The organism is Elioraea sp. Yellowstone, from assembly GCF_006704265.1.
Taxonomy (GTDB): Bacteria; Pseudomonadota; Alphaproteobacteria; order Acetobacterales; family Acetobacteraceae; genus Elioraea.
Window position 1 is genome coordinate 19,934 of the sequence record NZ_VIKA01000033.1, and the last position, 10,335, is coordinate 30,268.

Below are 10,335 nucleotides of genomic sequence, written 5' to 3' on the forward strand. Positions count from 1 at the left end.
CCCTAAGTGGACCGCGCAGCAGCACACGGGGCGGCCGGTATGGACATCCGCAACATCGCGATCATAGCCCACGTCGACCATGGCAAGACGACGCTCGTGGACCAGCTCCTCCGCCAGTCCGGCGCGTTCCGCGAGAACCAGCAGGTCGCCGAGCGCGCGCTCGACCGCAACGACCTCGAGCGCGAACGCGGCATCACGATCCTCGCCAAGTGCACCTCGGTGGTGTGGAAGGGCGTGCGGATTAACATCGTCGACACGCCAGGCCACGCCGATTTCGGCGGCGAGGTCGAGCGCATCCTCAACATGGTCGATGGCGCGATCGTGCTGGTGGACGCCGCCGAGGGCCCGCTGCCGCAGACCAAGTTCGTGGTCGGCAAGGCGCTCGCACGCGGCCTCCGCCCGATCGTCGTCGTCAACAAGGTGGACCGGCAGGACGCCCGCCCCGACGAGGTGCACGGCGAGGTGTTCGACCTGTTCGCCGCCCTCGGCGCCGACGACGCGCAGCTCGACTTCCCGATGCTCTACGCCTCCGGCCGGCAGGGCTGGGCGGATGCGACGCTCGATGGGCCGAAGCGCGACCTCTCCGCGCTGTTCGATCTCGTTCTGTCGCACGTCCCCGCGCCGAAGCTCGACGCCGAGGCGCCCTTCGCGATGGTCGCGACCATCCTCGACTACGACCCCTATCTCGGCCGCGTGCTCACCGGGCGCGTCGAGCAGGGGCGTGCGCGCGTCAACATGCCGCTCAAGGTGCTGCGCGGCGACGGTTCCGTGATCGAGACGGGGCGGCTGACCAAGCTGCTCTCCTTCCGCGGGCTCGACCGCGTGCCGGTGGAGGCGGCGGAGGCGGGCGACATCATCGCGGTCGCGGGCCTCGCCGAGGCCACAGTACCGGACACGATCTGCGCTCCCGAGCAGGCCGTGCCGCTGCCCGCCATCCCGGTCGATCCGCCGACGCTCGCGATGACGTTCCGCATCAACGACGGACCGCTCGGCGGGCGCGAGGGCAGCAAGGTCACGTCGCGCCAGATCCGCGACTGGCTCCACCGCGAGGCCGAGGGCAATGTCGCGATCAGGGTCAAGGACAGCGAGGAGGCCGATGCCTTCGAGGTCGCCGGCCGCGGCGAGCTGCAGCTCGGCGTGCTGATCGAGACCATGCGGCGCGAGGGCTTCGAGCTGACGATCGGCCGCCCGCGCGTGATCATCCGCCGCGACGAGGCGACCGGCGAGCGGCTCGAACCCTACGAGGAGGTTCTGGTCGACGTCGACGAGCAGTACGCGGGGGTGGTGGTCGAGAAGATGTCGCTGCGCAAGGGCGAACTGCGCGACATGCGGCCTTCGGGCGCGGGCAAGACGCGGCTCGCCTTCCTCATCCCCGCGCGCGGGCTGATCGGCTACCACGGCGAGTTCCTCACCGACACGCGCGGCAGCGGCATCATGAACCGGCTGTTCGCCGGCTACTTCCCGTGGAAGGGCGCGATCGAGGGTCGCCGCAACGGGGCGCTGATCTCCAACGCTGACGGCGAAGCGGTGGCCTATGCGCTCCATTCCCTGCAGGAGCGCGGCACGCTGTTCGTCGGTCCGGGCGACAAGGTCTATGTCGGCATGGTGATCGGCGAGAACAGCCGTGCCGAGGATCTCGAGGTCAATCCGATCAGGGAGAAGAAGCTCACCAACATCCGTGCGGCGGGCAAGGACGAGAACATCCTGCTCACCCCGCCGCGGCGGATGAGTCTCGAACAGGCGATCGCCTATATCGACGACGACGAGCTCGTCGAGGTGACGCCGAGCGCCATTCGCCTGCGCAAGCGCTTCCTCGATCCGCATGCGCGCAAGCGCGCCGAGCGCCGCGCGGAGGAGGCGGCGTAGCGCCAGGGCGTCCGCGAGGGAGGAACCAGCGATGCGTCGCTGGCCCGGGGGCGAGCGTCGCGTGACCTGTTCCGCCGATCGGCGATGAGAGCCTGGTTTTCCTGCACCGGTGCTGCGCTGCTGTCGCGCGACGTGGCGGACACGGTCGGGCGTCTGGCCTCGGCCCAGGCGGCGCGGGGCCTCTCCGCGACCGCCGAGCAGGAGGCGGCGTGGCACGCGCAGGTGGAGGCGCTGCGTTGCTGCGTGCGGCCGGACTGGACGGTCGCGCTCGAATACGATCTGGTCCGCCTCGAGAAGCGCATCGACGCCGTAGTGCTGACCGATCGCGCGATCCTGGTGCTGGAGTTCAAGGCCGCCGATGCCTCGGCGGCCGCGCTCGCGCGGGCGGAGGACTACGCGCTCGACCTGCACGACTTCCACGCCGCGAGCCGCGATCACCCGATCGTGCCCGTGCTTGTCGCCGGCAGCGCGGGGATGGCGCTGCCGCGCCAGCCGCCCCTCCTCTGGCACGGTGTGGTGCCGCCGATGCGCACGAGCCATGCCGCGCTCGCGGCGTTCGTCGCCTGGGTGCAGACCGCGATCCCGGCCCCGTCCGCGCCGCTCGACGGTGCCGCCTGGCTCGCCGCCCCCTATCGCCCGGTGCCGACGATCATCGAGGCGGCGACGATGGTCTACGCGCGCAACGGTGTCGCCGAGATCGCGGCGGCGCGGGCGGATGTCGCGAACCTCACCCGCACCACGGCGGCGATCGACCGCGCGGTTGCGGCGGCGCGGCGCGACAACGCACGCACCGTGGTGTTCGTCACCGGCATCCCCGGCGCGGGCAAGACGCTCTGCGGGCTGAACACCGTGTTCGGCCCGGCGCGGCAGGAGGGAGCGGCGTTCCTCACCGGCAACGCGCCGCTCGTCGCGGTGCTGCGCGAGGCGCTCGCGCGCGACGCGATCGCGCGGCGGGAGTGCAGCCCGGCCGAGGCGCGGCGGCGGGTGCGTGCAGCGCTGCAGAACGTGCACCGCTTTCTCGAGGACAACGCCGCCGATCGGTCGCGACTGCCGCCCGAACGGCTGATCGTGTTCGACGAGGCGCAGCGTGCGTGGGACGAGGCGAAGGCCCGCGCCGGCACGCAACGTCGCCCCGGCCGGCTGACCATGAGCGAGCCCGCGCACACGCTGGAGATCATGGCGCGCCGCCCCGGCTGGGCCGTCGTCGTCGCGCTGATCGGCAACGGCCAGGAGATCAATACCGGCGAGGCGGGGCTCGCCGAATGGGGCCGCGTCATCGCCGCGCGCGGCGACTGGCGCGCGGTCGCGGCCCCGCGTGCGACTGCCGCCGCCGATCCGGTGCAGCGCCTCGCCGAGGGTGCCGCGCCGTGGCTCTCGATCGACCCGGATCTCGACCTCACGGTGCCGATCCGCAGCGTGCGCGGGACCGCCGCGGCCGCCTGGGTGGATGCCCTGCTCGACGGCCGCATCGCCGATGCGCGCGCGATCGCGGAAGGCGCCGGCGGCGTGCCGTTCCTCCTGACGCGCGACCTCGCCGCGCTGCGCGCAGCACTCCGCGCGCTCGCCCGCGGGCAGCGCCGCGCCGGGCTGGTGCGCTCCTCGGTCGCGAAACGGCTGCGCGCCGACGGGCTCGGGCCGGAGATCAGCGGCGACGAGGTCGCCGAGTGGTTCCTCAACCGCTGGCCCGACGTGCGCGGCTCCGACGCGCTCGAAGTCTGCGCCACCGAATACGCCTGCCAGGGGCTGGAGCTCGACGTGGTCGGCCTCGCCTGGGGCAACGACTTCCTGCCGGACGGCAACGGCTTCTGGCGCGCACGCCACTTCGCGGGAACGAAGTGGCGGGCCGCCGGCAGGGACCGCGCGTTCATCCGCAACAGCTACCGCGTGCTGCTGACACGCGCGCGCTACGAGACCGTGATCTACGTGCCGCGCGGCGATCCCGCCGACAGCACGCGCCCGCCCGCGGAGTTCGACGCGATCGCCGAGACGCTGCGCGCCGCAGGCGCCGACCCGCTGCACGCCACGCCGATCTCAACTCCGGAACGGCGCCCTCGACTTCTGTAGAAGAGAAATGCCGGGGGGACGACGGTCGTCCCCCCAGACTCCCCTCCAGCGATCAGCCCGTCTGCTGGATGGCGCTCAGGCGCCACGGACCGTCCTGCACGCGCATGAAGGTCCAGAGCTCCGTCACCGTCTCGCGCGGCGCCGCACCGGGCAGCGCAGGCGGCGCGCCGACGGGTACGTCCACGTCCGTCAGGCTGTAGCGCATCGCCACCGTCGCATAGTCGCGCACGCCCTCGCGCCAGGCCTCGCTGACATCACCCTCCTCGAACACCAGGCCCGAGACGCGGTTGCGCACGCCGCGCCGCGCATCCGCCTCGAGCTGCTCGGTGACATAGCCGAGCATCTCCGGCGTCAGCAGGCCGGCGAGCTTCGCCGTGTCGGCCTCGCTCCAAGCCGCCTGCACCTCCTTCAACGCCGTCTCGAAGCTCGCGAGATCCTCGTCGGTCAGACGCAGCGGCACAGGCCCGCCGGCGGCGAAGCCCGTCCCCGTGCGACCCGCGCCGAGATCCGGCACCGGACCGCGCCCTGCCGGCACGCCGGCCATCGCGGGTGCAGCGCGGAACAGCCGCAGGCCGAGCCACACCAGCCCGCCGATCAGGGCGAGCTGCAGCAGTGCGCCGAGCACGCCGCCGAACCCGGCGCCGAAGAAGCCGGTGCCCAACAGCAGCCCGATCAGCCCGCCGGCGAGCAACCCGCCCATCAGCGCCCCGCCGAAGCCCGGCCGCGGCGCCGTGGCCGTGGCCGCCGCGGCAGCCGGGCTCGCCGGCTGCGTCACGCTGCGCTGCACCGGCTGCGCCGGCTGCGGCGCCACCCGGGTCGGCGGAGGGGGCGCGTAGGTCTGCCCTCCGCGACTGCCGAAACTGCCGCCGCGGCCGAGCCGCGCCTCGGCGATCGCGGGGGCGAGCGCCAGCGTGAGGGTCGCGGCCAGAGCCGCATAGAGGGCGAAGCGCCGCATGACGAACCTCCCGTGGCAACGTCGCCCGCAGACATGGCCCTTCGCGCGTCCCGATGCCAGCCTCCCGCTCGCGCCCGTCGGACGCCCGTGCGAGGTCCGGTCACAGCGCTGGCCGCCCCGCCACGGCCACCGACAGCGCGGCCGGGTCATACAGCCGACGCGCCGCACGGCGCGCGTCCTCGATCGTGACCGCGGCGAGCCGCGCCAGCCGTCCCGCCAGCCACTCGGGTCCGCGACCGAGAAGCTGCAGCGCCACCAGCGTGCCCGCGATCTGCGGCGTCGAGGTGAAGCCCAGCGGGAAGGAGCCCGACAGATACGCCTTCCCGGCCGCCACCTCGTCCTCGCTCGGCCCGGCCTCGGCCATGCGTGCCCATTCCGCCCGCAGCACGGCGAGCGTCTCGCCGAAGCGCGCATTCTCGGTCGAGACCGAGCCGACCAGCAGCGACGCGCCGCGGAACGGCACGAGCCCCGTGCCGATGCCGTAGGTCAGGCCCCGCTTCTCGCGGATCTCGGTCATCAGCCGTGAGGAGAAGCCCCCGCCGCCGAGGATCCAGTTCACCACCTGGGCCGCCTCCCAGTCCGGGTCCTCGGGCGGGATCGCGCCGTGGCCGAACGTCGCCGCCGCCTGCGGCGCATCGCGCTCGATCACGGCAAGTCCGAAGGCGCGGACCGGCGGCAGCTTCGGCACGGGCGCGGCCTCGCCCTCCGGCACCGCGCCGGCGAAGGCGCGGTCGAGCAGCGTGCCGAGCCCCTCGGCGTCGATCGCGCCGGCCGCCGCCGCGACCAGGCTGCCGCGGCGGAGCTGCGCGGCCATCGCCGCGCGCAGCTCGTCAGGGCCGAGCGGCGCGATCCCCTCCTCCGTGCCGTTCGCCGGCCGCGCGAAGGGATGGCCCGGCAGGCTCTCCGCCCACCAGCGGCGTGCCGCCAGCGTGCGCGGGTCCTCCGCCTGGCGCCGCAGCGCCAACACCTTCTGCGCCTTGACCCGTGCGACGGCATCCTCGTCGAAGCGCGGCTCGGCCAGCGCCAGCGCCAGCATCTCGGCGCCGAACGCGCGCTCGGCCTCGAGCACGCGCAGGCTGCCCGAGAGGCTGTCGCGGTCGGCATCGAAGGACAGGCTCACCGCCCGGTCGCGCAGCAGGGAGGAGAAGGCGGCGGTATCGTAGGGGCCCGCGCCCTGGGTCAGCAGGCTCGCGGCGAGGTCCGCGCGGCCGGGACGGTCGGGCGGGTCGAGCGCGGCGCCGCCCGCGAAGGCGAAGGAGAGCGCCACCACCGGCACGGAGCGGTCCTCGATCAGCCAGGCGCGGATGCCGCGCGGCGAGACCACGACCTGGACCGGCACCGACCAGCCGGTGGTCGCACCGACTTGGGCGCGGGATGCGCTCATGACCGGTTGCCGTCCGGCGTGAGCCAGCCGGTGACCGCCGCCTCGGGCCGCAGCACCGCCCGTGCCGCCTCGGTGACGCGCGCAGGCGTGACCGCGGCGATGCGCGCCGGCCAGTGCTCGACATGCGCGAGCGGCAGATCGACCGCGAGCGCGGCGCCGACCGTGCGCGCCCCGCCCATCAGGCTGTCGCGCGCGAACACCGCACCCGCCGTCATCTGCCGGATGGCGCGCGAAACCTCCTCCTCGCCCGCGCCCTCGTCGAGCAGGCGGGCGAGGGCCTCGCCGAGCGCCGCCTCCACGCGCGCCGGCTCCACCCCCGGCCGGGGGCTGGCGTGGAGCGCGAACTCGGTCGGATCGACGCTCTCGCCGCCATAGGCGGCCGAGGCCGAGGCGGCGAGCCCGCTGTCCACCAGCGCGCGCCAGAGCCGGCTGGTCGGGCCGGAGCCGAGCACATGCGCGAGCACCTCGAGCGCATCCGCCTCGTCCGGCGCCTGGCGCGCCGTGGGGGCGAGGAACAGCCGCGCCATCTGCGGCTCGCGCACCCGCGGATCGGCAAGCGCGAGGCGCCGCTCGCCGACCGCCGGCGGCTCCTGCGGCCGGCGCCGCTCGACCCGCCCGGTCCTCGGCAGCCGGCCATAGGTCACCTCGGCGAGGCGGCGCACCTGGTCGGTGGTGACGTCGCCCTGCACCACCAGGATCGCGTTGCCCGGGCCGTAGTACCGCTCATGGAATGCCACCAGCGCCTCGCGCGGGATGGCGCGGATCTCGTGCTCCCAGCCGATCACCGGCCGGCCATAGGGGTGGTTGACATAGAGCAGCGGCGCGAGGCGTTCGCGGAAGCGGCGCAGCGGCACGTTCTCGATCACCTGGCGCCGCTCCTCCAGGATCACCAGGCGTTCCGGCTCGATGTCCTTCGGGTCGAGCAGCAGGTTCGCCATGCGGTCGGCCTCCAGCCGCATGACGAGCTCGAGCCGGTCGGCCGCGACCTGCTGGAAGTAGCCGGTGTAGTCGTGGCCGGTGAAGGCGTTGTCGCGCCCGCCCTCGCGCGCGACCCGGCGGCTGAACTCGCCCGGGCCGACATTGGGCGTGCCCTTGAACATCAGGTGTTCGAGGAAGTGCGCCATGCCGGACAGGCCCGGCGGCTCGTCCGCCGCACCGACGCGGTACCAGACCATGTGCGCCACCACCGGCGCGCGCCGCATCGGGATGACGACGCCGGTCAGGCCGTTGGCGAGGGTGAAGGTCTCGGCGCCGAACACGGGCTGCGCGGCCGGTGCGGCGGCGGCGAGACGCGGGGCGGCGGCGAGGGCGGCGGCCGCGGGCAGGCCGGCGATCACGCTGCGTCGGTCGAGTTCGGACATGGATACCTCCGCGTCCAGACTTGGCCGTCCGGCCGGAGCCCGTCCACCCGCAAGCCCGTGATCGCGGCGCTCAGAACAGCCCCTCGAGCAGACCCGTGCGCCGGCGCTGGATGATCGGCGTCTCGCCCTCCGTCGGCGCGCGGCCGAGGGCGGCCGCCTCGCGCAGGCGCTGCGCCTCGCGGGTGGGATCGACCGCCACGCCGGGGTCGCGCGGCGAGCGCCAGAACATCAGGGCGTCGACGAAGCTGCGGTTGCGCTCGGCGATCAGCGCGTTGTCGGCCTCGATCCGGTCGCGCAGATCGGGCGGCGGCGGCGGGCCGGCCGCGGCGAGCAGGGCCGCCTCGCCCGGCGACGTCTCGGCTCGCGGCGGCAGCGGCTGGGTCGGCGTGACCGTGCGGGCGACCAGGATGCCCTGCGCCTGTTCGCGCGCCGAGGGCTCCTGCGGCCGCGGCGCGCCCGGGCGTGGCGGCCTGAGCGAGAACTCCGGCGGCACGGAGAGCGGCGCGCGCGTCTGCACCTGGAACTCGTCCGGCGGGTCGCGCGTGAAGCCGAAGGTGCGCGCCGCATCGCCGCCGCAGGCCGCGAGCAGCGGCGCGGCGAGCGCAAGCGCGGTGAGGACGCGGCCGTTCATGCCCTCTCCCTAGCCCCGTGCTGTGGCCGGAGCAAGGCGTGCGCGACCAGGAGCCCGACCCCGATCACGATCGCGCTGTCGGCCAGGTTGAACACGTACCAGTGCCAGCCGAAGGCGTGCAGATCGACGAAGTCCACCACCGCGCCGAAGCGGATGCGGTCGATCACGTTGCCGATCGCGCCGCCCAGCACGAGACCGAGCGCGACCGCGGTCCAGCGGTCGGGCGCGCGCGCGAGCCAGACCGTGAGCGCGCCCGCCACGGCGAGCGCGATCGCCGCGAGCGCCCAGGCGTGCCACCACGCCTCGCCCGCGAGCAGGCCGAAGGTGACGCCGCGGTTCCAGACCATCGTCAGGTTCAGGAAGGGCGTGAGCGCGATCCGCCCGATCTCGGGCAGGCGCACCACCTCGAGGATCCACCACTTGCTGGCCTGGTCGAGAAGGAGGATCGCCGCCGCGACCGCAAGCCCGAGCCGGAGCATCGCCGTCACCCGCCGTCGGCGCGCAGCAGGGCGCGCGCGAGCCGTTCGAACTCGCCTGCCGTCACGGTCTCGGCCCGGCGCGCCGGATCGATGCCGGCCTCGGCGAGCAGCCTCGCCGCATCGCCGAGCGGCGCGAGCGCGCCCTTCAGCATCTTGCGCCGCCGGCCGAAGGCGGCGGCGGTGACGCGTTCCATCGCCGCGAACAGCGCGCGCCCCGGCTGGTCCGGCCGCGGCACGAGCTGCACCACCGCCGAGGCCACCTTGGGCGGCGGCGTGAAGGCCGCCGGCGGCAGGCGCAGCACGATGCGCACCGCGGCAAGCCACTGCGCGAGCACCGCGAGCCGACCATAGGCCGCCGTGCCCGGCATGGCCACGATGCGCTCGGCGACCTCCAGCTGGAACATCAGGGTCAGGCTCTCGAACGCGCCCGCCTGCGCGAGCCAGCCGACCAGCAGCGGCGTCGCGACGTTGTAGGGCAGGTTCGCCACCACCTTGCGCGGCGGCGGGGCGAGCGCGGCGAGATCGACCGTCAGCGCATCCGCCTCGACGAGACGCAGCCGGTCGGGATGGGCGGCGAGCAGATCGGCCAGAGCGGCCACGCAGCGCGGATCGCGCTCGATCGCGGTCACGCTGGCCGCATCGCTCGCCAGCAGCGCGCGCGTCAGTCCGCCGGGGCCGGGCCCGATCTCGATCGCGTGCCGGCCCGCCAAGGCGCCGGCCGCACGCACGATGCGTGCGGTGAGGTTGAGGTCGAGCAGGAAATGCTGGCCGAGCGACCGGCGCGCCGCCAGCCCGTGACGCGCGATCACCTCGCGCAGCGGCGGCAGCCCGCTCACGCCGCCCGCGCGCGCTCCCGCCGCGCTGCCATCGCGGCCGCGAGCTCGATCGCCGCGATCAGGCTGGAGGCATCGGCGACGCCGCGCCCGGCGATGTCGTAGGCGGTGCCGTGATCGGGACTGGTGCGAACGATCGGAAGGCCGAGCGTGACGTTCACCGCGCCCGCGAAGTCGAGCGTCTTGATCGGGATCAGCGCCTGGTCGTGATACATGCAGAGGACGGCGTCGTACCCCTCCCGCGCGCGCGCATGGAAGAGGCTGTCGGCCGGATGCGGCCCGCTCGCCGCCAGGCCTTCGGCGCGGAGCGCCTCGATCGCCGGGCGGATCACGTCGATCTCCTCGCGGCCGATCGTGCCCGCCTCGCCGGCATGGGGATTGAGCCCCGTCACCGCGAGCCGCGGCCGGCCGAGGCCGAAATCCGCGCGCAGCGCCGCGGCGGCGATGCGCCCGGCGGCGACGATGCGCTCCACCGTCAGCGCCGACGGCACCGCCGCGAAGGGGATGTGCACCGTCACCGGCACGACGCGCAGCAGCGGCGAGGCGAGCATCATCACGGGCTCGCCGCCGCCGGCGAGCTCGGCGAGCCAGGAGGTGTGCCCCGCATGGCCGATCCCACCCGCGAGCAGCGTGGTCTTGGCGAGCGGATTGGTGACCACGGCGGCCGCCTCGTCGGCGCGCGCCAGCGCGACCGCGCGCTCGACCGAGCGGATGATCGCCGGCCCGTGCGCCGGGTCCGGCCGGCCGGGCTCGGCCGGCGCG

Annotated in this window: 9 protein-coding genes; 2 read left to right on the forward strand and 7 right to left on the reverse strand. The window is 74.5% G+C overall.

Annotation, left to right across the window (positions count from 1 at the left end):
- Window positions 1–39 precede the first annotated feature (39 nt).
- The gene (gene typA, locus FK498_RS07200) at window positions 40–1,866 is read left to right on the forward strand and encodes a translational GTPase TypA (RefSeq protein ID WP_141853028.1); all 1,827 of its coding nucleotides are present in this window, start codon (window positions 40–42) and stop codon (window positions 1,864–1,866) included.
- An 84-nt stretch (window positions 1,867–1,950) separates the two neighbouring features.
- Window positions 1,951–3,930, forward strand: a complete 1,980-nt coding sequence (locus FK498_RS07205) for a DNA/RNA helicase domain-containing protein (protein ID WP_141853030.1) — start codon at window positions 1,951–1,953, stop codon at window positions 3,928–3,930.
- 52 nt (window positions 3,931–3,982) lie between these two features.
- On the opposite strand, the gene FK498_RS07210 is transcribed toward FK498_RS07205, so the two are convergent.
- From FK498_RS07210 to pdxA, 7 genes are all read right to left on the reverse strand, one after another.
- Complete coding sequence (locus FK498_RS07210; protein WP_141853032.1) at window positions 3,983–4,885, reverse strand: TIM44-like domain-containing protein; 903 nt, start codon at window positions 4,883–4,885, stop codon at window positions 3,983–3,985.
- 100 nt (window positions 4,886–4,985) lie between these two features.
- Complete coding sequence (locus FK498_RS07215; protein ID WP_141853034.1) at window positions 4,986–6,269, reverse strand: pitrilysin family protein; 1,284 nt, start codon at window positions 6,267–6,269, stop codon at window positions 4,986–4,988.
- Window positions 6,266–7,630, reverse strand: coding sequence for a pitrilysin family protein (locus FK498_RS07220; protein WP_141853036.1), 1,365 nt, complete (start codon window positions 7,628–7,630; stop codon window positions 6,266–6,268). The genes FK498_RS07215 and FK498_RS07220 overlap by 4 nt, the downstream gene beginning before the upstream one ends.
- A gap of 70 nt (window positions 7,631–7,700) precedes the next feature.
- Complete coding sequence (locus tag FK498_RS07225; protein ID WP_141853038.1) at window positions 7,701–8,261, reverse strand: DUF3035 domain-containing protein; 561 nt, start codon at window positions 8,259–8,261, stop codon at window positions 7,701–7,703.
- The gene (gene lspA, locus FK498_RS07230; protein ID WP_141853046.1) at window positions 8,258–8,740 is read right to left on the reverse strand and encodes a signal peptidase II; all 483 of its coding nucleotides are present in this window, start codon (window positions 8,738–8,740) and stop codon (window positions 8,258–8,260) included. The genes FK498_RS07225 and lspA overlap by 4 nt, the downstream gene beginning before the upstream one ends.
- 5 nt (window positions 8,741–8,745) lie before the next feature.
- Complete coding sequence (gene rsmA / locus FK498_RS07235) at window positions 8,746–9,576, reverse strand: 16S rRNA (adenine(1518)-N(6)/adenine(1519)-N(6))-dimethyltransferase RsmA (RefSeq protein ID WP_141853040.1); 831 nt, start codon at window positions 9,574–9,576, stop codon at window positions 8,746–8,748.
- Window positions 9,573–10,335: 4-hydroxythreonine-4-phosphate dehydrogenase PdxA (gene pdxA, locus FK498_RS07240; RefSeq protein ID WP_141853042.1), on the reverse strand; the 763-nt coding region annotated here is incomplete at its 5' end. The genes pdxA and rsmA, both read right to left, overlap by 4 nt.